The following is a 19,082-nucleotide window of genomic DNA, read 5'->3' as shown; positions in this document are numbered from 1 at the left end:
ATGGTATTCTTTTACTATACTCACTTACCGAAGGAGACTTGAGAATGCCAAACATCTCTCTTGCAGAAGCTGTAAAATTAAAAAGTGTCTTAACTAAAAGAATTCACGAACTTGATGAGGAATTGGACCGGGTTGCCTTTGTTGAAATTGTAAAGGGTACAAAACCTCCTAAACAAGTTCGAAAGCTAGAAGATGTTGAACGTGACATGGAGTCAATCAGAACCGATCTGCGTTTGATTGACAAACTAATGTATCGTGCGAATATTGATAACGAAATAATCTTTAATGACGAGAAATTTTCTATCGTAGAAGCTATCGAACTTGCCATTCAGCTTCGGGCAAAAGCGAAAAAATATAAAGTGCTTGGGTCAGCCGTTAAAGAAGAATACTCATATTCTTACTCAGAAACAGCTCCTCTTATGAAGATGGCGATGTTCGATCCTGAAGAATATCGTGTTAAAGGAATTGAATGTGAGCGGCAGGCAAATCGACTATCCAATCTTGTTAATTCTAAAAACTATTCAATTCAGCTGAGCTTTGACAGCAGCAGCTACTTTTAACCTTGAAGCAGTGAGACTCTGCTTCAAGGCATAGAAGGAAAACCTTAGTGTACCTCGGTACTCCTGTAGCGGCAATGGACAAACCCATAACCAATTTCCGATTACATCTTCATCTGTTACCAATAACCCACTACGGCAATGGCGGTCGACGACCACCTTTATCATGTTTCTGATTCCTTCTATGAAGGGTGTCTAATTTTAGACACCCTTATTTATATTAGCTTTTGCATCTAAATCCATCTTTTCTGCATGTTACCCCTCCATTTCTGCATCTTGTACACAAAACGTCCATAACTTTCTATAGTCCTTTATACTTATGTAAACGCATACATCATTAATTATTCAAGGAGGGTTCCTATGTATACATTTCTGGCCGGTGTTGTCCTTTTAATTGTTGGTTATTTTACGTACGGTAAATTTGTTGAAAAAGTGTTCGGTGTGAACGAGGGCAGAACGACTCCTGCCTTTACTCATCAGGACGGTGTTGATTACCTGCCGATGAACACAAAAAAGAATTCATTGATTCAGCTTCTGAATATTGCGGGTGTCGGACCGATCTTTGGCCCAATTATGGGTGCGCTTTATGGACCGGTTGCCTTTCTTTGGATCGTGCTCGGCTGTATTTTTGCAGGAGCCGTGCATGACTATTTAACAGGCATGATCTCAATCCGCAACCGCGGCGCTCATTTACCTGAGCTTGCAGGCAAGTTTTTAGGAAAAGTAATGAAGCATGTTGTAAACGCTTTTGCTATTCTTCTTCTTTTACTAGTAGGAACCGTATTCGTTACAGCGCCCGCCGGTTTGCTTTACAGCTTGATGAATGGCAGGGCCACAATGGGACTTATCCTTGCAGCTATCTTTATTTACTATATCTTGGCGACATTGCTGCCTATCGATAAAATCATCGGAAGATTCTATCCGATCTTTGGCGCATTGCTTTTAATCAGTGCAATTGGTGTTGGCGGAGGTTTGGTCCTTACAGGCGCTCCAATACCGGAGCTTACGCTTGCTAATCTTCACCCTGATAATGTTCCAATCTTTCCATTGCTGTTCTTGACGATTTCCTGCGGGGCGCTGTCTGGTTTCCATGCTACGCAAACGCCGATTATCTCAAGAACAACTCAAAATGAAAAACAGGGACGCAAAATTTTCTACGGCATGATGATCGCTGAAGGCGTCATTGCAATGATCTGGGCTGCTGCAGCAATGAGCTTATTTGACGGCGGCACAGGCTTAAACGCGCTGCTTGCAGAAGGCGGACCTGGCGCAGTCGTAAGTGAAGCTTCTACTCTTATGCTTGGAGCAATCGGAGGAACACTTGCCGTTCTAGGCGTTATTATCCTGCCGATTACTTCAGGGGACACAGCTTTCAGAAGTGCACGTATGATTATTGCTGATTACTTCAATATTTCTCAAAAGAAAATGTCAAGCCGTTTATGGATTGCACTTCCATTGTTCATTATCTCTTTTGCTCTGACAAAAATCGATTTCACGATTTTATGGAGATACTTCTCATGGGCAAACCAATCAACAGCCGTTATTGCGCTATGGGTTGGAGCCATGTACTTGTTCATCGCCAAGAAAAACTACTGGATCGCGATGATCCCTGGTATTTTCATGACGATGGTGACGGTGACTTACATCTTGAATGCTCCAATCGGATTCGGTTTATCAATGACAACTTCCTACATTGGAGCTGCTATTGCTACGATTGCGGTTATCGTTACTTTCTATATCGCAGCCAAGAAAGCAAGAGCCAATAACCTTCCGCTTGAAGATGACGTTTCAGGATGGAAGCAGGTATCATAATGGGCTGCTGCAGTCCGAATTACCGGCAAACGGTTAATGAGGAAGAAGAAAAGTTGAATCGCAAGGGAACAGACAATGCTCCTTTGCTCTTAAAAATTGCAGGAAGTGTTGTAATCGCAGGCGGAATACTTGCTGTGATTCTGACGTAAAAAAGCAGGAACCGTTTGACGGTTCCTGCTTTTTTATGCCTGAAGCTTTTGCTTTAGTTCTCTTTCCCTGATCTTGATCTCAGCCTCTGTTTCCTCGCGTTTGTTTTTTCCGTCCACATGGATTCTCATCGTTTCCTGTATAGCAGCCTGAATGTTTTCTTGTATTTCTTTTAGCGTCTCTAAATCAAACATGCTGCGCTTTTCCCCGTTAATAACCGCGGCCTGATTTTGATAGAGTTCGTTTGCAGGCTCAGAAATCTTCCTTCCAGCATCTGCTGCGCTCTTTTGTCTGATCAGAGTCAGTGCAATGGACACCTGGTTTTTCCAAAGCGGAATGGATGTTACGAGGGAGGATTGAATGTTTTCAGCCAGCTTTTGATTTGTTTTTTGAATCATGCGTATTTGAGGTGCACTTTGAATCGTTATTTCCCTGCTGATTTTCAAGTCATACAGCCTTTGATCCAGTTGATCTGCAAATTGGAGGATATCCTCCAACTCCTGCTGTTTCATTGGATCATTGGAACCTGAATGTGCATTTTTCAGTTCAGGAATTATTCGATTGTGCAGTTCTTCTAGCTTCATTTCTCCTGCTGCAATATAGATATTCAATGAGTGAAAATAATCTTTGTTATTATCATAGAGCCTGTCAAGCATCACTATATCTGATAAAAGCATATTTTTACTGCGCTCAAGCTTTACGCTGATTCTGTCAATCTGTGCCCCTGTTTTATTAAATCTGGAGAGGACCTCCTGAATGGATTTCTTTCGTTTTCCAAATAGACGCGCTAAAAATGAGGTTTTTTCCTGCTGTAAATCGTCAGGACTGACCTCATTCAAGCTTTTCATGAATTCGTCGAGGATTTCGCCAACCTGCCCGATATCCTTTCGCTGCACCTGATCCAGCATGACATTTGAGAAAGCTAACAGTTTTGATTGCGCTGGCAGTCCGAATGATACCAACAGAGCATGGTTTTTTGGGTTAATCTGTTCGGCGAGCTCGTGTGCCCTGATTTTTTTCTCTTCAGAAAGCACGTCAAGTAGACGGGCTGTGTTTATTTGCTGAAAGAAATCAATTTCATTCATTTGAATTTCCGGCTTTCATCAAGATGTTTTGTATCTTGATTTGTTTTAATGGAATGTTTGGCTACATCGATCTCAAGATTCAGTTCATCAACATCATCTTGGACCATTAAGTACAAATCCTGTTCAATCAGACGCGTCAATTCGTTTAATGTTTTTCTCGTTTCATTTAATGATTTTTCGAGCTCCCAATTCCTTTTAGGCTGAGAGGATAGGAAAACGTATTTCTCTGCGAGCAGTACAGCAGAATCCAGATGAGAAAAGAAAAATTTCTCTGCTTTATAAAAGCGTTTCGGCTCTCTTATTGTTAAGCTGTAAATTCTTCTTGCAATACGAACAAGCTCGATTCGCTCTTTTAACGAAGGAAGATGGCGAATGGTTAATAGCGTCTTCTGGAGACGGGCCATTTTAGGCTTCGCTTCCTCGAGCTGTTTTTTGATGTATTTATAATCTTTGCGGGTAAGAGAATTTTTCTTTAAAAACCTGGAATTCATACTCACTGCAGCAATGGAATAAGCAGAGGCGCCTCCTGCAACCGAATAGGCAGCTGCCGCTATTAAAGGCTGATCAAAACCGATTAAGCTCACAGTCCCGACTGTACCCGCAGCAGGAATTGCCGCAAGCATCCGGACACTGAACGCCACAAATGGATTCATCATCAATCGACTCCTAACATAAAGTCTCTATTTTAATACGTATGTATATAGTGCAGGGTTTCAGTCCTTGTGGGATAAAAATGGAAAATAGTCCTTTATCAATAATATACAGCATTACCTCCAATTTTTCTATTGGCCGGCAATAGTAGGAGATATAGGACTTGAGGCGTAGAGAGGCGTTTGGATGTTATTATGCCCGCTCTTATAATCATCTCCTAATCACGAGGTGAACACATTTAACCATAGCTGATATTCTCCATAAAAAAACAGCCGGGCAAATGACCTCCGGCTGTTTAGATCTATTCTGACTTTTTGCTTGCTGGTCTCGCATCTGAAATTTTCCCGAGGAAAAATCCATTGATTTCACTTAATTTTCCTCTCCAGAGGATTTGTCCTTTGGAAGGGGTGGATTTGCTGTCGCCGACATACACTTTCGTATTTTTCAAATGAATGAAATGGGCTTCAGCATCTCCATTTGATTCAACCGATTCACTGGCAAGAGATAATTGCTCGCTTAACTTCTGTGCGACTTCACTGCCGTCTTCAAATGTTTCACTCAGTACATCAAAGTATTCCTTAGCGGAAACCATTGTACCTGAAATAACGGCACCATTCACGTTTAACGTGATGTCCAGCGCAAAGCCCTGTTTATTTGAAGCCTGTACAAAGAATTCAAGTACACTGTCTTTTGATGAGGCTGTTGCTGTACTCATCTTCTCGTCTCCTCCTTTTTCTCTCAGTTAAGATGATGTGTCATCGTCGCTGCTTAGAGATGTATCTTCTGATTCTTCTTCCTCTTTTTCATTTTTTTCATCTTTTGCTTTTGCAGATTTTGAAGCCTTTGGTTTTCTTCCGCGTGCTGATTTTTTCTGCGGCTTTTTCACTTCGTCTTTGCCGTCGTACATCATTTCTTCTTCTTCTTCGTCTTCTTCAATTTCATCTTCACTATCATCATCTTCATCTTCATCTGCTTCATCAGATTCAGCCTTAGATTTGCTTGATTTTTTCTTGCTTGGTGCTTTTTCTTCCTCTTCGTCGTCCTCTTCATCATCTTCTTCTGTGCTGCTTTGGCCGCTTAATTGGTTCATTTTTTCCTCAAGCTGCTGAAGACGTTCCTGAAGAGTCTCGTTTTCTTGCTTTAATGCTTCGAAATCTTCATTTGAATTTGAAGATGTAGTTTCTTCTGATGAATTATTCACTTCATCTTCTTGATCAGCATCTTCTGACTTCGTTTTGTCTTTTTTGAATAGATTAGCAGCTGATGATTTTAAGCTTGAAGCACCTTGGAATGATTTTTCTTTTGCTGATTTTCCAAAGTCTGCAGCTTTGCTTTTTAATTCATCTGTATCAATACGGGCAAGCAGCTTCTTCCCGTTTTCTGGTGTAGCCAGGTATCCAACTGTTGCTCCAAGGATACTTCCTGCAACTGTGCGTTTGATTGGTGCACTTCTTCTTGAAGATTTTTCTTGAGTTGATTGCTCATTAGTTGAGTTTTCTTTGTTTGAATTCTCAGCTTTTGTATTTTCCTTTTGATTTTCCACCTGTGAGTTGTCTAATTTTGTTTGTTCTGCCATTGTAAATCCCTCCATTATTTTAGTTGGTTAGCTGTATTTAAACGATTTGAACCAAGCTGATTTTCAAGCAGTTCTAATCGCTCATTCAATTTCTTGTTTTCTTCTTCCAGAGCCTTTGTATTGTTATTCTCCGCTTTGGAGCTTAGATAAGGATCATTCTCCCACCAGTCCATGCCGATTTCTTTTGCTTTATCAACAGAAGCGACAATGAGGCGGATTTTAATTGTCAGCAGTTCGACATCGGCGATTCCTACCGTAATATCACCTGCGATAACAACACCTTTATCCAGAATCTTTTCCAGTACATCAACAATCGAGCTCGATTGTCCAGTAGTTTGGACTGCCATTACATGTCCCTCCAATTGGCCGCGTTAGGTTATAACAAGCTGCCTAAAGGACCGAGATCTATATTCAAATCTTCAGCGTCAAGACCAAAGACTTCTTTCAATTCTTCCATTTTTTCTTCAAGGTTCATCAGGGCGACACCCAGATTTTCAATTTGCTCGTCCGTCAGAGTTCCACCCTCCACCCGCCGCATCGCATGACGTTCGACAATTTGCCTGAGAAGCTCAACGACTGTCAGGACCAGCTGCGCAAGTCCGTGTTCAGCATTATCAGGATCAAGCTGGATTCTACCATTTGTTCCGCTTACCTGTTGCATCAACTAACTCCTCCTTCTGCTTATCAAACTGATCAGATGTGACAGGTTTTCGGTTGCCTGCTTTTGATTGAACAAGCGTTTCAACAGAAGCAATCAGCACCCTCAGATCCAAATACACTAGATCTACACCTGCGATCGAAATGATTAAATCACCTTTAATGGCTACACCTTTGTCGAGAATGACATCTAAAATATCAATAAGTGCTATATCCTTGTTTTCAACTGATTCTCTAAGAGACATCTGTCAGATCCCTCATTTCTATGAAAAACTGGAGAAATGGTACGCCGGCCATGGGCCTGTAGCTTCGAATCTCCAGCCGGTGCCGCCAAGCTCCTGTTCAAACTGCTTCATTTCTTCCAGAAAACTCTCCACATTCGCAATCGGAAGAAGAAACACGCTGTTCCAAGCCATGTTTTCTTTTAAGCCTGTAACATCTTTGCTCCAATTTTTCTTAATAGCTGCGTGAAGCGAATGCACCTTCAGCTTTTCATGCACGTGTTCACAAACTCGATTCTTTTCATTTTCAAGCTCATTCTGAATCAATTTATCAATCTTCTTTTTTTCGAAAAATTGTCTTCCGCGCGGAAGTTCACTTATTTCCTGCATCTTTGCTTCAATCGCCGGATTGTTTTCACTTACATGCTTTTTCAGCTCATGATCATCTGAATAGATTTTCACATTCCATTCTTCATTTCCATGAAGTTTAAAAAGAGTTTCTTCAACCCTTGATTGATTGGTTTGAATCGTTTGCTGCAGGCTATCTTCATTTTTATAAATGGTGCAAAACTTCAGCGGAATGATCGTAAAGCTCTTATAAAGGGCAGCAACCGTTTCATGATGATGGAACGCTTTTTCCTGCAGCCAGTCCATATCACTGTCGATCTTGTCTTTAATGGCTTCTTCTGAATAATGATCAGAATCCAGTTTGCAAACAACTGCGGTGACATTGTCGATCGGAATGGTGTACAGCTTGTGTTCACCATCAAAACCAGTGAATGATGGAAACGATTGATGTACTGCCGCTTCTTCAGTTGGTATCAATCCATATAAATAAATCAAATCGCCCATCTGCTTATCCCTCGTCTCTTGGTTTCGTCAGCTTATCCCACTCTTCCATTTCCCTGCGCTTGGCGATTTCATATCTCGTCAAAAGCTCATCCTCTTTTTCCTGAAAAGCTTTCTCTGGAATCTCGCCGAGCTCAAACATCATTTGGAGCTGGATCAATTTTTGCTGAATAGTTGGAAGATCATATAACTCTTTCTCTGCTTCTTCCTGGACCTTTTGCCCGATTTTAACTACAAGATTCATTGGTGCGGTAACCAACTTATGAATCATGTCAGCTTTCCTCTACTTTTAACCTGATGTTCACAAAGTTGTATGCAGGCCATGGACCGCTGTAGTTAAAATCGACTTTATCTTTCCAGTTTTCATGTGCTTCGTTAACCTTCTGATCAAATAACTCTTCAGAATCACGGTCAATTAAGAATGCTGCGTTTAAAAGCATGGTTTCGCCAGTTGGTTCATTTGCTTTAGCGGCTTCAGCTGCTTCTTCAAGCGGTGTGAATACCTCTGCTTTTACTTCATTCTGAAGATCAGCAAATAATTTCTGAGCAATTCCGCCAAGCTGAATCCGTTCATAATAACCGGCCGCTTCAGACTTGCCTTTCACAGAAGCGGACATTTTCCCTACCTCTGGATGCTCATTTACTTTTTTCTCAAGCCATTCTTTTTTGCCGATCACTTTCAATCCGACTTCAATCTTGCCTTTAATCGCCGGGAAAAGCTTTTCAAACTGAGGATACAAATTTTCCAATAGAACTTTGACATCTTCTTTGGATTTAAAAACATTCCCGAAACTGATTGGAATGACTGTATCATTTTTGCTCATAATTTCAGCAACTGCATGCTGATGCATCATTAAATTTTGACGATTCGGATTATAAATTTTCATTGGAACCTCGGCCGCAACCATCGCTGCATCTTTATAGCGAATCGTAAAGGTTTCCCTCTCTTCGCCTTCGATTTCGACTGTTCCAAAATCCCCATCTTCTGTCGTTTGAATTCCGCTGAAAATATAAATTCCCATTTCTTGTTCACTCATTATCAAACACTCCTCTAATCCAAGACGTCCATTTTGCTGCATTCATCTATAATTAATTTTTCTGCATCTGCTTTAGCGTTATCCGAATCAAGGCATCTGCTGATTGGATGACACAAAATATCGATGCATAAGCTTTGAAAATCCGGGTCTTCGCCATTTATTGGGATATCCTGTTCTGCTGCAAGCTTCGCTATCATAATCGAAGCTCTTAGACTAGGACCATTATTCTTATCGTTTGAGCAGGCTTCCCGCAAATTCGTAACGAGAGTTGTGATCGCCCTTGCTTCATTTTCTTCTGCATCTGTTTTTTCAGCTACGATCATCGTTTCGCGTTCAACATCCTTATAATCGATGAACATTGTAATCAAACGATCAAGCAGAGCATCCTGCGTATCGTAAACACCTGCATATTCAGCAGGATTGCTTGTGAAAATAACAGCGAAATCCGGATGAACCCGGACAAATGGGTCAGTTAATTTAGAACCGTATAACGGGAGAACACCTTCTTCTAAAATGGATAAGAAAATATTATTAGTAGTAGGGCGTGATCTGGTGAACTCATCATAAATTAGCGTATAACCGTTTTTAACTGCTTCAAGCAGCCGGCCGTCTTTCCACATTTCACTGACACTTTCGTCTTTTTTATAAACAGATCTTACATACTGATCGACGACCTTTTTACTCTTATACCCCGTAAAATCTCCAATTAAATCTTTATTGTTTAATTCGTGATTTCCGTGCATGAGCATGACCGGCCGTTTTCTTTTTTTGGCAAGAGCAAGCGCAAGGGAGGTTTTTCCTGCACCTGAGGGGCCTGTAAAATGAACTGAATAACCGGCTTTCAAGTATTGTAAGGAGCGCTTGAGAAGATCCTTCGTCTCATCGTCCTGAATCAATGCTCTTGCATCTTTTTTCACCTTTTCTTTTAAGACCGTCATCTTTTCTTGCCTCCTGCCCGCTCATCCCTTACTGTTCCATACCGATTGCGCTTCGGTACCGAATGTCCAGCCTCTTAAACGAAATTACTTCTTCGTCTTTATTTAACTGACAATCATAGGTTCCGAGCATTTCATCTTTTGCGTATTTCTTCATATATTCTTTTTCTTCGATCACTTCAACTGTAACTCTCCAGCCCTCTTCCATCGCTTCAACAGAAGTGATTTTGTGAGGTGGTGCCACATGCTCGCTGAAAAAGTCGTTTACGTTTTTTAAAATATCTTTTATAGCCATATTGTGTCGCCTCCGATTGTTCCTTCAGCCGTTTCAAGATAAGAAGCAGGAGCCATTTTGTGTATGGCTCCAAGCCCTGATCATCTTAAATGCTAAACTGTGAACTTCTTTCATTCGATTGTGCAGGGAGGCCTTTTTCTTCTACTTCATCACGAAGAAGACCTACCGCTTCCGCATAACGCAACCATGTATCAACACTGGCAATAACGACACGCGCTTCAATCGTTAAAATCTCAATTCCTACAACTGAGACTCTTGCAAATGCGTCAATTACAATCCCTTTATCTAAAATCCGGTCAATAACTTCTGCTAAACTCGAACTGTTGTTGCTCTTTTGAATCGACATTTCTTTTTTCTCCTCTCAGTTAAGATCCAATAGTTTTAATATCTGTTGAAGATTTAATGTCATTGGAACTTTTGATCTTCGTAGAGCTTTTTATATTTGTGGAACTTTTAATCTGATTGACACCTTTAATGCCTTTATAGCCTTTAACTTTTTTCTTTTTATCGTCTTTAGAAGAAATCTTCTCTTGAAAATCTTCTCCTGCTTCTTTCACATTGCCAAGCTTGTCCCTTACAGACAGCAGGACATCCTGCACTTTTTCTTTTGCTTCTTCCGCTTTGCCATGGACTTTATCTGCATTCTCGTCTTTAGCATGGCCGAGCTTTTCAGCAGCTGCATTTGCTTTCTCCTGCAGCTTTTCTTCTGTTTTCTCGACGAATTTTTCCTTCGCCTTTTCTTTCACCTTATCCTCAATCTTTTCTTTAATAGGTTCAGGCGTATGTTTGATAATTTCTTTACCAGCTTTAAAAGCGGTTTTTTTCATCTTATCCATCTAATCACCCCTTTCAGGGCAGATCACTTATTTCTTTGCTTCAATCAGCTGATTCAGCATTTCTTCGATTCGCTGAAGCTGATCATTCATGTTTTTGTTTTCTTCTTTCAGCTCATCATACTGTGAAGAGTCTAATTCCTTTTCTTCACTTTTCTCCTGTTCCGGAGCAGATTCTTTCTTCTTTTTCGGAGCAAGCAGGCTGCTTAAGTTCCCTTTATCAAGATAACCCGTTGCTGTCTGTCTGAGTGCAACCATTGCCTGCTCAGTAATGATCTCCTGTGCCGTTCTTCTCAGCTCCTTGCCGGCAACTCTTACTACTTCTGATTGTCCAAGACTGTTAAACACTTTTTTGCTTGTCTCAGGACTTGAAAGCAATCCGATGCCTGCTCCGACGACTCCGCCTAAAATGGCATAATTTAAGGAGTTGTGCTGCTTCTCATCTTGGTTCTGTTCTTCCTGCTGATTCGATTCATCTTGATTTTCCACTTTTTCTTTCTTATCTTTGCCCGCCATCATTTATCCCCATTTCTATATGATAGTAGTGATTCATTTATTTAAAAGTTAAAAGCTGATTGTGTGCTCCGTTCATTCTTTTGACGATTTGCAAGACCTTCCTCCTGCACCTCATCACGCAGCAATCCGACAGCCTCTGCATATCGCAGCCATGTATCGACACTTGCAATCACAACCCGTGCTTCAATCGTTATAATTTCAATTCCTACAAGCGACACTCTGGCAAATGCATCAATTACAATTCCTTTATCAAGAATCCGGTCAATAACTTCCGCTAAACTCGAACTGTCATTACTTTTTTGAATACTCATTTCTTTATTAGCTCCTTTCATTGACGATGTAAATTTGGGCAAGCCCTAATCGCTTTGTTACTTGGGATATACCTTTTAAAACACGGGTTAAAACACCGACTGGATATTAGAAGAAATTACTTTCCACCATTCTCCATTATCTCCGCATCATATTTCGAAAACCTCTTCAAAAAATGCTGAAATGGCGGGATTTTCAGAAGATTATAAAGAGATTTAAGACAAAAAAGTCAATTTTGTTACAAGGTGATTACAAAGTGATCTAGAGGTGGTTTTTATTCGTTATGGGGGTGGAATTCAGGGGGATAAATTATACGCGGCCAGATTTAACAAAGATGATCCTGAAAGTAGCAGGCATCTGCGTGATTTAAATCAAAAAAGCAGGCAGGAAAAACGAATGTTTTTCCTGCCTGCTTCATTTTAGGGACCTTATCGGGCAGCCCCTCATTCTGTGAACTAAAGACTAAATGTCTGTCTTTCGCTCATAACTTGCATCTTCAAACAATTCACTTAAGTTCACGTGACGGTCCCAGACTTCCCTTGCATCTTCCCTCATATTCGGGTAAACAAATTGTATCAGGTTAAGAGGATTTCTTACAAAACGGATGCTCCGAATATTTGAAAAGGGAATTTTGTTTTTTTTGTGATAATGAAGCCGCTTTAGTCTTCTGTCAGAACAAGCAGCGTTTTTGCCGGTACAAACCCCGGAAGTGACCATAATGTAAGATATAGAAAGATTGGAAAGAGCAAAAAGCCTCCTCCAAGGTAAAAAAACGAGTACTTTGAATCGAATTTAAAACCATTTATGATGAGAAAGAAACAAGCTGCAAGCCCACCCAAGGTAGCAAGAAGCATCCATACATACATAAACTTGGAGCCTTTTATTTTGACGCTGTTGTTTTCTTTTTGCAGGCTAAGTAAAGTGATATTTCTATGTAATGAAGGAAGTTCCAGCTAAGAACCTCTCCTCTTTGTTCTATTATGAAGAATTATGATTTTTTCTCTCATAATTCATACTTTTAAGGAATTGATCATCTGTGATTTTTCTATTCCAAACTATTTTTGCTTCCTCTGTCATATGCGGAAAGATATGTTCATCCACAACATCGTAAAAGTTTACCTCATGCAGTAAATTATATGTTTTGAACTTAACTGTCCTATTATCGTATGTTTTTACGTAAACTTCATTAAATAAGTTTAAAGGGTTTCTCTTCAAATCAATATTTCTGATATTTTTGAACTGAACAGCTTTTTTATTAGAGACAATACTGCCATTCTCTCCTTGATGTATTTTAAATAAAACCTTCCCTGGAACAAATCCCGGAAGTGCCCAAAGTGCTTCGTAAATAAAAAAAGGAGATAAAATTAGGCCACCTCCTAAATATATTAAGGAATAATCAGATTCAAACTTCAATCCATAGGTGATTAGAATATAACAAGCTGCTAAACCGCCGAAAACGAAAAGTCCCATCCATATATACATTAATAGTGGACCTCTTACTTTTATTATGCTGTTATCTCCAGGTGTATTGGACAAGTTTTTCAGCTCCTTTAAATGGTTATAACATTATTCTTAAAAATAAATTGACTTAATGTGTTTTCATTACATTTTTCAAAGTTGTAATCATCACTTTGATTTCTTGTTACTAACCAAGATTGAACTTTACCTGGAATCACAAAACATACGTCTAATAGATCAGGGGTATTTTCATCGTCGTACTCCATGTAAAGCAAGCTATCCATCCTTGCTTTTCTATAGATTAAATCATTTATTAATTCTTTAATAATTTCATTTTCAGTGAAACCTTCCATTATAGACTGAGAAGGTAATCCTTGGCTAACTGTTTCTAAAAGTTCCTCAAACTGTGTTCTCTTCATCGAGAAAAGCACTTCATTGTGAGCTATTGTTAAATCTTTAAAACTGAAAAACTCTTTAACTAATTCCATGGTGTCTTGTTTGCTGGAAATCTTACTAATTTGATGAATCTGATTATCATATAAAAGTTTATGAAGATAAACTTCATCCCCATTCATATGAACGGAAATAGTTTCTTCGCTTTTTAAGTCTGTACTGAACTTAGAGGCTTTGATAGTTCTTTCAGCATGATTCATTATTTCTATAAAGCCAATATAATCTTCCTTAACTTTATACCGATTATTTACTTCTGTCACCAAATCTTTTGCCAAGAGTGAACGAGATGCAAATTCCATCAGAATTTTAAGTTCTTCATCTTTCATTTCTGGAAAATACATTTCTTTGATTGACATTCCTTGTTCAAAAAGCCCCTCACTATAAAATGAGAAAATTAATTCTTCAATACTTAATTTGACCGTTTCCATAATTCCTCCTTATGAGAATAAGATTTTTTACCAAGAGAATTTTTTACCAATTAAGCTTTTAGCTCCGTCAATCAGCGAATCTGCCGTATCTTTTGCCTTAGATAGTCCTTCACCAATATCTTTAACTTTTCCAATAGGATCATCTATTGCTTCTTTTATTTGTTCATTAGCTGCATCTTTAACTTTATTTAATCCTTCAACTGCTTTTCCAGCTTGTTCAAAACCGCCCCTGGCTAAATCTATAGTACCTTGAATTGGTGTTTCAAGAGCAATCGCTGCTTTCTCAGCAAAACCTGCCGTAAATTTCCCGAATTGTTCTCCAACTAATCCGCCAACAAAGGAGCCTGCTGCAGCTCCTGCCACTGTTCCCACTGGACCTAAAGCACTTCCAATCGCTCCTCCAATTACAGCACCGCCTATTGATCCCGCAGAAATTGCAACTGTATTATTAACAGCTTTACCTACAGCTTTAGCATTTTCCCGTTTAAGAACATCAGGCATGTCTCCATACTTAGTATAATTCTCAGATATCTTAAGCCCCATTCCAACGGTTTCCATAGCACCTGTTACAACTAATGCGCTAACAGCATTGGTTTTTCCAAATTTCAATGCATTCTTCCCAAGATTTTTCCACATAGTAGATGTTACATTATTTTTAATCATGCCACCCCATACTCCCCTTGTGCTTGAGGTAAAGTCCACAACATCACCGGGTAAATATTTTGAATACTTTTTATGTATAAGGTCAGCAAAAGGAGTATCTTTGTATTTTCCTGAAAGAAAAGTCAAGCTGACTAATCCTTTAGCAGCTCTTTTATACTTTGAGCCATCTACAACTTCTGAAAATTTACTGAGAGCACTCATATGACGGAATGAGTAGATCTCATCTGCATTTTTAGCAAATTGAGTGAAACCCAAACCATAATAAGCAAGCTGTCTGGACACCAAACCGCCCATTGCAGCCATTGTGCCGTATTTTTCATGTATATTAAAAAGTCGCCCAAGCAGGTCATCTCTTTCAGCAAACTTGTTGGCAGTCATTCTGACATCCTGTTCCAACTCACTGAGTCTATTTGCTAGAGCTTGACCTGTTCCCCATGAATCTCCGACAGAATAAAAGCAATGACTGTATTCCGGGGGAGCACTCATAATCAAATTTGCAAGTTCAAGATGCAGACGCTTAGATTCTTCTTCGATGTCGTTTAGTTTAAAAACGAATTGGTTGGCGAGTTCATCTAGATTATTGGGATCAACGGATATTTTACCACTCATTAGTTTTCGACCTCATTTCTTGGGTAAAAATTTTAGTTTAAATCAAATTGATAAATTGGTACCCCAAAATACCGACCTGCAAAGGAATAATAAAAAAATCTATACATCCTGGCAACATACAGCCGCCCCTGGCAGCATCGTCAGCTTCTTCTTTACTTCTTTTCTTGTTTTTTTCATAATTGCTCATTCTGCACCTCAGTATTTTTTCTTCATTTTAAATTAAACATTATTAAATAAATTGATAGAAATGATATCCTAATATTCCTATCTGTAAAGGCAGTAAGAATATATCAAGACAGCTTGGAAAACAACCATCATCACCCGGCACATCTCTTTTCTTCTTTTTTCGATTATAATTTGGATCATGATCATAACGGTGACTCATAAAGCACCTTAATAAGGTAATTTTTTTAAACAATTTGTATCAACTGATAGGCAACAATGCCAATCTGTACGGGAATAATAAAAAAGTCCACGCATCCAGGAACACAGCCGTCATTCATTCCTTGGCGTTCGTCTACCTTTTTCTTTTTCTTTTTCCGATTAAAGTTCGGGTCATGGTCATAACGATTGTTCATGACGCACCCCTACTCTCTACTGCACATCTAATTTCTTCAAACGGAGAATTCTCTCAAGCCTTTCTAATTCCTCTTGTCTTTCAATCTCTTCCCTCACCCGGTCAACAGAGTCGGCGGCGGCTTCGAGCTCGCGGCTGATGTCGTAGAGGTTGTCGGAGTGCCGTTGGAACAGGATCTGGGCTTCGTCCATTGCGGAATCAAATTTGTTTCGGCTTTTACCGCTCCATGTCGCTGCATTGCTGTTAATGTCCTGAAGCAATTTTGCTTCCTGGTCTTTCACGGAATCTGAAGCTTCCTGAAACACCCTTGCAAGGGCTCTGACGTGTTCGGAATTCATAGTTTCACCTCTTCATTTCTTGTGTAATTCTATGTATATCCTTCATATTTCTACATAATGATTCCTTTTTTGCACATATAAGAAAATGTTACTAGATTCAATTTCCAATTTCCATAAGTCTCCAGTAACATTTTCTAAGGCTGATTGTTCAGGTATTCATGCGAGAAAAGTACTGGTATTAGACAGATAATAGTCCTTACCGGGAAATCATCAGGACTTAGTAATGATGAATAAGAAGAAAAATATCCCAATTATCTATTACCACCCGCTCATATAGAGATAAACCTCTTTTTATAAAAATTTCCATATTCATTAAAAAAGCAGAATCTCACCACCCGAGATTCTGCTTCAAATTTTTTATTGCTTAACTTTTAATATCACATTATCGAATTCTATTGCATGAGCTCCAAGTGGAGAACCCTGCGTCTTACCTAACAAAAATTTCATAGCAGCAATGTCATCCGAAGGCATCGTGAATTCGAAAGAATACGTCTGCATTTCAGCGGTTAAGGAAAGCTTTTCACTCAGAAACCTTGTATATTGCACATTTTCAACCGTAAGCTCTGCCTCGCGCGGCTTAGTCGAACGTGCGTCAAAGGATACTTCGTAAACTGCCCCTTTAGCAAGCTTCATATTTTCCTGCTGCAAGATGACGCTCCACGGTTCATTGCCTTCATTTGTAATGGAAATCTCTGCTTTTCCGCTGTCAGCAGCAATCATAGCGGCTGCATCGTAGTGGATATAGGAGCCCCATGAGGTTAAGCCGTTACTGAAATCTCCATTTTTCAATGGAAACAAATCGATATTTCCATAGTCGATTTTATCTGTTGTTTTCAAAAGAATTATGTCATCAAGGAAGACGTCTCCTTTAGCTCCTCCCAAGTTGAAAATCAGCTGGCTTTCGAGATCGCTGAGCTCATCCGTCATCGTAAACTCAACCGTTTTTTCTTTCATTTTTGAGGAAAGCTGTACGTTTTTAGGTCCAGAATAACTGACAGTGCCGTCTTTACTCCGGACATCCAGCTGAATTTCTCTTGGTTTAGCTGCCCTTGCTTTAAAAATTGCCTTATATTCATTTCCCTTGATTAATTGGACCCCTTTTTGAAAAACCTGAACAGAATTAGAGCTCTTGCCCGATTTTTTCATATCCACTTTCAGTTCTCTTGAGCTCTCGTTAACGCTTGTTTCAGCTTTTGCATCATCCGTTTTTACATTCCAGAAAATCATCCGGTCCATGCGTCCCTGATCAAATGTTCCGTTGTAGATATAGTTCCCGTCTGGAAGCGGCTCCTTTGAAGCGTCCTCATCCTGTGCCTCCCCGGTTACATCCTCCACTCTGACATTTCCGATCCACACAGGGTTTGTCCCGCTTCCGCCTAAGTTAAATTCAAGGCGTGCCTCAATGTCTGTTTCATTCAGCATGTCAAACGTAAATTCATACGACTGCAGCTGATCAGACAGGTTGAAGGACTCTTCATTCGAGTATTTGACCCAGCCTCTGTCAGGACCCGCTCCGGCTTTCACCATCAGGCTGCGGGGAGCAGTTGATTTTGCATCAAAACTGACCTTATATTTCCCTCCTTGTCCAAGAGAAAGGTTTTGAATCAACTGAAGCGAGTACAGCTGTCTTCCAGGATTAGAAATCGAGGTTTTGGCAAAATTCATCCCCGATACCTGTTCAACCGAAACCGCCCCTGCTCCACCAAAGTCCGGGAGATGAACGAAGTTCCAATATTCCTTGTTCAAAGGAACTTCTCCTGCAGCAATATCTTTAATCGGCTGTTCATAAGCTGAGTCGTAAATGAAGTTTCCGTCTGCTAATGGCTGCTTGGCATCTGCCGGGAGCTCGACAGGTTCAAGCTTTGGCTCAACAGGATCAGCGTAGTTGCCATTTTTCAAGTCAAACACGCGGACATAATCGATTTCCATCTGCTGCGGAAAAGTCGTTAACGCATCCGGATCTCCGTCAAACCAGCCTCCGACTGCAAGATTCATGATTAAATAGAAATTCTGGTCAAATGGCGCTGGATAGGCGTAATTCGCCGCGTTGTCTTTTCCTTTTGAGTACCACTTGTTTTGAGTTTGATAAAGCTCACCGTCCACATACCAGCGAAGCTCGCCAGGCTCCCATTCAAGCGCGTACGTATGCCAGTCGCTGACTGTACTGTTATCTTTAAAATGATATTCCTTGCCTGTGTATTTGTTGTTCGGCCAGCCTTCGCCATAATGAATGGTTCCGGCTACAAGGTCAGGTTTGCTTCCCCAGGACTCCATAATGTCAATTTCTCCAGAAGCTGCCCATGAACCATACTTATCTTCTTCGGGCAGCATCCAGATCGCAGGCCACAGTCCTTTTCCAGCAGGAAGTTTCGCCTTGATTTCATAGCGTCCGTATTTATGGCTGAACTGTCCCTTTGTTTTCACCTTAGCCGACGTATAGTCATAAGTGCCAAATTGATCGGACGTTTGTTCCTTCTTGGCCTTAATAATTAACTTTCCATCTTTTGTGTAAGCGTTTTCTTTTGAGTCCGTATAAAATTCCTTTTCGTTATTGCCCCAGCCGGGTGTAATTCCATTCCCGTCAGCATCTACAATCCAGTTTCCCAAGTCAAAGTTCCATTTGCTTCTGTCAATCTCCGTTCCGCTGAATTCATCTGACCAAACGAGTGACCACTTCTTTTTCTTCATCTCTTCTCCTTTTTTCTCTTTCGCGGCTCCTCCTGCCTGGGCATTAATGCTGCCTGAAAGCATAAGCAGACCACACATTATGATCGCCATTCCTTTTTTCAAATTCGTTTCCCCTCCCCTAAAAAATGATGAACCTGCTATTAGTTTAGCGTTACTTTTCATCATTCTTCAGACATGAAATTTTGTATAAGGGAACAATATTTTAGAAATGAAAAAAGAACAGCTCCTAACATAATTAATTTTAAAATAGAGATGAAGCTGAACCAATTAAGAGTGGAATCATAGAGGTGCTTTGATTCCACAAATTGATGCGATGCAGGTGAAAAGTGGAAGCATAGGGATGCTTTGATTCCACAAATTGATGCGATGCAGGTGAAAAGTGGAAGCA

27 protein-coding genes are annotated in these 19,082 nt (G+C 40.1%); 3 read left to right on the top strand and 24 right to left on the bottom strand.

All coding sequences use genetic code 11. The annotated features are described in order from the left end of the window. Window positions 1-44: 44 nt before the first annotated feature. The 3 genes from ABEQ24_RS08545 to ABEQ24_RS08535 all read left to right on the top strand — a co-directional run bounded on the left by ABEQ24_RS08545 (window position 45) and on the right by ABEQ24_RS08535 (window position 2,518). Complete coding sequence (locus tag ABEQ24_RS08545; protein ID WP_430006388.1) at window positions 45-560, top strand: hypothetical protein; 516 nt, start codon at window positions 45-47, stop codon at window positions 558-560. A 357-nt stretch (window positions 561-917) separates the two neighbouring features. Beyond that, window positions 918-2,369, top strand: a complete 1,452-nt coding sequence (locus ABEQ24_RS08540; RefSeq protein ID WP_430006387.1) for a carbon starvation CstA family protein — start codon at window positions 918-920, stop codon at window positions 2,367-2,369. Beyond that, window positions 2,351-2,518, top strand: coding sequence for a hypothetical protein (locus ABEQ24_RS08535; RefSeq protein WP_430006386.1), 168 nt, complete (start codon window positions 2,351-2,353; stop codon window positions 2,516-2,518). Before ABEQ24_RS08540 ends, ABEQ24_RS08535 begins: the two co-directional genes overlap by 19 nt. Window positions 2,519-2,551: 33 nt before the next feature. Here the strand turns inward: ABEQ24_RS08535 and ABEQ24_RS08530 are convergent, their stop codons facing one another. The 24 genes from ABEQ24_RS08530 to ABEQ24_RS08415 all read right to left on the bottom strand — a co-directional run bounded on the left by ABEQ24_RS08530 (window position 2,552) and on the right by ABEQ24_RS08415 (window position 18,796). Beyond that, entirely contained in the window at window positions 2,552-3,601 is a 1,050-nt protein-coding gene (locus ABEQ24_RS08530) for a toxic anion resistance protein (RefSeq protein ID WP_430006385.1), read from the bottom strand. Beyond that, window positions 3,598-4,257, bottom strand: coding sequence for a 5-bromo-4-chloroindolyl phosphate hydrolysis family protein (locus ABEQ24_RS08525; RefSeq protein WP_430006384.1), 660 nt, complete (start codon window positions 4,255-4,257; stop codon window positions 3,598-3,600). Before ABEQ24_RS08525 ends, ABEQ24_RS08530 begins: the two co-directional genes overlap by 4 nt. A gap of 296 nt (window positions 4,258-4,553) precedes the next feature. Further along, the gene (gene gvpU, locus ABEQ24_RS08520; RefSeq protein ID WP_430006383.1) at window positions 4,554-4,967 is read right to left on the bottom strand and encodes a gas vesicle accessory protein GvpU; all 414 of its coding nucleotides are present in this window, start codon (window positions 4,965-4,967) and stop codon (window positions 4,554-4,556) included. 27 nt (window positions 4,968-4,994) lie between these two features. After that, window positions 4,995-5,828, bottom strand: a complete 834-nt coding sequence (gene gvpT / locus ABEQ24_RS08515) for a GvpT/GvpP family gas vesicle accessory protein (RefSeq protein ID WP_430006382.1) — start codon at window positions 5,826-5,828, stop codon at window positions 4,995-4,997. A gap of 14 nt (window positions 5,829-5,842) precedes the next feature. Then, window positions 5,843-6,175, bottom strand: a complete 333-nt coding sequence (locus ABEQ24_RS08510) for a gas vesicle protein (protein ID WP_070879567.1) — start codon at window positions 6,173-6,175, stop codon at window positions 5,843-5,845. A 29-nt stretch (window positions 6,176-6,204) separates the two neighbouring features. Beyond that, window positions 6,205-6,489, bottom strand: coding sequence for a gas vesicle protein K (locus ABEQ24_RS08505; protein ID WP_070879566.1), 285 nt, complete (start codon window positions 6,487-6,489; stop codon window positions 6,205-6,207). Then, window positions 6,461-6,730, bottom strand: coding sequence for a gas vesicle protein (locus ABEQ24_RS08500; RefSeq protein WP_430006381.1), 270 nt, complete (start codon window positions 6,728-6,730; stop codon window positions 6,461-6,463). Before ABEQ24_RS08500 ends, ABEQ24_RS08505 begins: the two co-directional genes overlap by 29 nt. A gap of 18 nt (window positions 6,731-6,748) precedes the next feature. Next, entirely contained in the window at window positions 6,749-7,558 is an 810-nt protein-coding gene (locus tag ABEQ24_RS08495; RefSeq protein ID WP_430006380.1) for a GvpL/GvpF family gas vesicle protein, read from the bottom strand. A gap of 4 nt (window positions 7,559-7,562) precedes the next feature. Beyond that, a complete protein-coding gene (locus ABEQ24_RS08490; RefSeq protein WP_430006379.1) occupies window positions 7,563-7,826 on the bottom strand; it encodes a gas vesicle protein GvpG in 264 nt (87 codons plus the stop codon). Window position 7,827: 1 nt separating this feature from the next. Beyond that, a complete protein-coding gene (locus ABEQ24_RS08485; RefSeq protein WP_430006378.1) occupies window positions 7,828-8,592 on the bottom strand; it encodes a GvpL/GvpF family gas vesicle protein in 765 nt (254 codons plus the stop codon). Between the two features lie 14 nt (window positions 8,593-8,606). After that, entirely contained in the window at window positions 8,607-9,530 is a 924-nt protein-coding gene (gene gvpN, locus ABEQ24_RS08480) for a gas vesicle protein GvpN (protein ID WP_430006377.1), read from the bottom strand. A gap of 28 nt (window positions 9,531-9,558) precedes the next feature. Next, a complete protein-coding gene (gene gvpO, locus ABEQ24_RS08475; protein ID WP_070879560.1) occupies window positions 9,559-9,822 on the bottom strand; it encodes a gas vesicle protein GvpO in 264 nt (87 codons plus the stop codon). 85 nt (window positions 9,823-9,907) lie between these two features. Beyond that, window positions 9,908-10,168 carry a gas vesicle protein GvpJ gene (gvpJ, locus tag ABEQ24_RS08470; protein WP_070879559.1) on the bottom strand — a complete coding sequence of 87 codons (261 nt, stop codon included), beginning with the start codon at window positions 10,166-10,168 and terminating at the stop codon, window positions 9,908-9,910. A gap of 19 nt (window positions 10,169-10,187) precedes the next feature. Continuing rightward, complete coding sequence (gvpQ, locus tag ABEQ24_RS08465; RefSeq protein ID WP_430006376.1) at window positions 10,188-10,658, bottom strand: gas vesicle protein GvpQ; 471 nt, start codon at window positions 10,656-10,658, stop codon at window positions 10,188-10,190. Window positions 10,659-10,685: 27 nt separating this feature from the next. Next, on the bottom strand, window positions 10,686-11,171 hold the full coding sequence (gene gvpT / locus ABEQ24_RS08460) for a GvpT/GvpP family gas vesicle accessory protein (protein ID WP_430006375.1): 486 nt from the start codon (window positions 11,169-11,171) through the stop codon (window positions 10,686-10,688). Window positions 11,172-11,212: 41 nt separating this feature from the next. Continuing rightward, window positions 11,213-11,482: a gas vesicle structural protein GvpA gene (gene gvpA, locus ABEQ24_RS08455; protein WP_430006374.1), complete on the bottom strand. Its 270-nt coding sequence runs from the start codon at window positions 11,480-11,482 to the stop codon at window positions 11,213-11,215. Window positions 11,483-12,139: 657 nt separating this feature from the next. Continuing rightward, a complete protein-coding gene (locus ABEQ24_RS08450; RefSeq protein ID WP_430006373.1) occupies window positions 12,140-12,346 on the bottom strand; it encodes a DUF5381 family protein in 207 nt (68 codons plus the stop codon). A gap of 112 nt (window positions 12,347-12,458) precedes the next feature. Further along, complete coding sequence (locus tag ABEQ24_RS08445) at window positions 12,459-13,016, bottom strand: DUF5381 family protein (protein WP_430006372.1); 558 nt, start codon at window positions 13,014-13,016, stop codon at window positions 12,459-12,461. A 14-nt stretch (window positions 13,017-13,030) separates the two neighbouring features. Continuing rightward, window positions 13,031-13,819, bottom strand: a complete 789-nt coding sequence (locus tag ABEQ24_RS08440) for a hypothetical protein (RefSeq protein ID WP_430006371.1) — start codon at window positions 13,817-13,819, stop codon at window positions 13,031-13,033. Between the two features lie 27 nt (window positions 13,820-13,846). Further along, complete coding sequence (locus tag ABEQ24_RS08435) at window positions 13,847-15,091, bottom strand: hypothetical protein (protein ID WP_430006370.1); 1,245 nt, start codon at window positions 15,089-15,091, stop codon at window positions 13,847-13,849. A 37-nt stretch (window positions 15,092-15,128) separates the two neighbouring features. Beyond that, window positions 15,129-15,278, bottom strand: a complete 150-nt coding sequence (locus ABEQ24_RS08430) for a hypothetical protein (RefSeq protein ID WP_430006369.1) — start codon at window positions 15,276-15,278, stop codon at window positions 15,129-15,131. A 223-nt stretch (window positions 15,279-15,501) separates the two neighbouring features. Next, complete coding sequence (locus ABEQ24_RS08425; protein ID WP_430006368.1) at window positions 15,502-15,669, bottom strand: hypothetical protein; 168 nt, start codon at window positions 15,667-15,669, stop codon at window positions 15,502-15,504. Window positions 15,670-15,685: 16 nt separating this feature from the next. Then, complete coding sequence (locus tag ABEQ24_RS08420; protein WP_430006367.1) at window positions 15,686-16,006, bottom strand: WXG100 family type VII secretion target; 321 nt, start codon at window positions 16,004-16,006, stop codon at window positions 15,686-15,688. Between the two features lie 357 nt (window positions 16,007-16,363). Beyond that, entirely contained in the window at window positions 16,364-18,796 is a 2,433-nt protein-coding gene (locus ABEQ24_RS08415; RefSeq protein WP_430006366.1) for a carbohydrate binding domain-containing protein, read from the bottom strand. Window positions 18,797-19,082 lie beyond the last annotated feature (286 nt).

The organism is Metabacillus idriensis, from assembly GCF_050483325.1.
GTDB lineage: Bacteria > Bacillota > Bacilli > Bacillales > Bacillaceae > Bacillus_P > Bacillus_P idriensis_A.
This window is presented reverse-complemented; position numbering and strand designations above follow the sequence as displayed.

Coding starts and splice junctions, on each gene's coding strand:
- gvpO (WP_070879560.1), bottom strand. CDS start 9,822: ATGGCTATAAAAGATATTTTAAAAAACGTAAACGACTTTTTCAGCGAG.
- gvpN (WP_430006377.1), bottom strand. CDS start 9,530: ATGACGGTCTTAAAAGAAAAGGTGAAAAAAGATGCAAGAGCATTGATT.
- ABEQ24_RS08435 (WP_430006370.1), bottom strand. CDS start 15,091: ATGAGTGGTAAAATATCCGTTGATCCCAATAATCTAGATGAACTCGCC.
- gvpU (WP_430006383.1), bottom strand. CDS start 4,967: ATGAGTACAGCAACAGCCTCATCAAAAGACAGTGTACTTGAATTCTTT.
- gvpT (WP_430006375.1), bottom strand. CDS start 11,171: ATGGCGGGCAAAGATAAGAAAGAAAAAGTGGAAAATCAAGATGAATCG.
- ABEQ24_RS08420 (WP_430006367.1), bottom strand. CDS start 16,006: ATGAATTCCGAACACGTCAGAGCCCTTGCAAGGGTGTTTCAGGAAGCT.
- ABEQ24_RS08525 (WP_430006384.1), bottom strand. CDS start 4,257: ATGATGAATCCATTTGTGGCGTTCAGTGTCCGGATGCTTGCGGCAATT.
- ABEQ24_RS08540 (WP_430006387.1), top strand. CDS start 918: ATGTATACATTTCTGGCCGGTGTTGTCCTTTTAATTGTTGGTTATTTT.
- ABEQ24_RS08535 (WP_430006386.1), top strand. CDS start 2,351: ATGGAAGCAGGTATCATAATGGGCTGCTGCAGTCCGAATTACCGGCAA.
- gvpA (WP_430006374.1), bottom strand. CDS start 11,482: ATGAGTATTCAAAAAAGTAATGACAGTTCGAGTTTAGCGGAAGTTATT.
- ABEQ24_RS08545 (WP_430006388.1), top strand. CDS start 45: ATGCCAAACATCTCTCTTGCAGAAGCTGTAAAATTAAAAAGTGTCTTA.
- ABEQ24_RS08530 (WP_430006385.1), bottom strand. CDS start 3,601: ATGAATGAAATTGATTTCTTTCAGCAAATAAACACAGCCCGTCTACTT.
- ABEQ24_RS08485 (WP_430006378.1), bottom strand. CDS start 8,592: ATGAGTGAACAAGAAATGGGAATTTATATTTTCAGCGGAATTCAAACG.
- ABEQ24_RS08430 (WP_430006369.1), bottom strand. CDS start 15,278: ATGAGCAATTATGAAAAAAACAAGAAAAGAAGTAAAGAAGAAGCTGAC.
- gvpJ (WP_070879559.1), bottom strand. CDS start 10,168: ATGTCGATTCAAAAGAGCAACAACAGTTCGAGTTTAGCAGAAGTTATT.
- ABEQ24_RS08505 (WP_070879566.1), bottom strand. CDS start 6,489: ATGCAACAGGTAAGCGGAACAAATGGTAGAATCCAGCTTGATCCTGAT.
- ABEQ24_RS08440 (WP_430006371.1), bottom strand. CDS start 13,819: ATGGAAACGGTCAAATTAAGTATTGAAGAATTAATTTTCTCATTTTAT.
- ABEQ24_RS08450 (WP_430006373.1), bottom strand. CDS start 12,346: ATGTATGTATGGATGCTTCTTGCTACCTTGGGTGGGCTTGCAGCTTGT.
- ABEQ24_RS08490 (WP_430006379.1), bottom strand. CDS start 7,826: ATGATTCATAAGTTGGTTACCGCACCAATGAATCTTGTAGTTAAAATC.
- gvpQ (WP_430006376.1), bottom strand. CDS start 10,658: ATGGATAAGATGAAAAAAACCGCTTTTAAAGCTGGTAAAGAAATTATC.
- ABEQ24_RS08500 (WP_430006381.1), bottom strand. CDS start 6,730: ATGTCTCTTAGAGAATCAGTTGAAAACAAGGATATAGCACTTATTGAT.
- ABEQ24_RS08510 (WP_070879567.1), bottom strand. CDS start 6,175: ATGGCAGTCCAAACTACTGGACAATCGAGCTCGATTGTTGATGTACTG.
- gvpT (WP_430006382.1), bottom strand. CDS start 5,828: ATGGCAGAACAAACAAAATTAGACAACTCACAGGTGGAAAATCAAAAG.
- ABEQ24_RS08495 (WP_430006380.1), bottom strand. CDS start 7,558: ATGGGCGATTTGATTTATTTATATGGATTGATACCAACTGAAGAAGCG.
- ABEQ24_RS08425 (WP_430006368.1), bottom strand. CDS start 15,669: ATGAACAATCGTTATGACCATGACCCGAACTTTAATCGGAAAAAGAAA.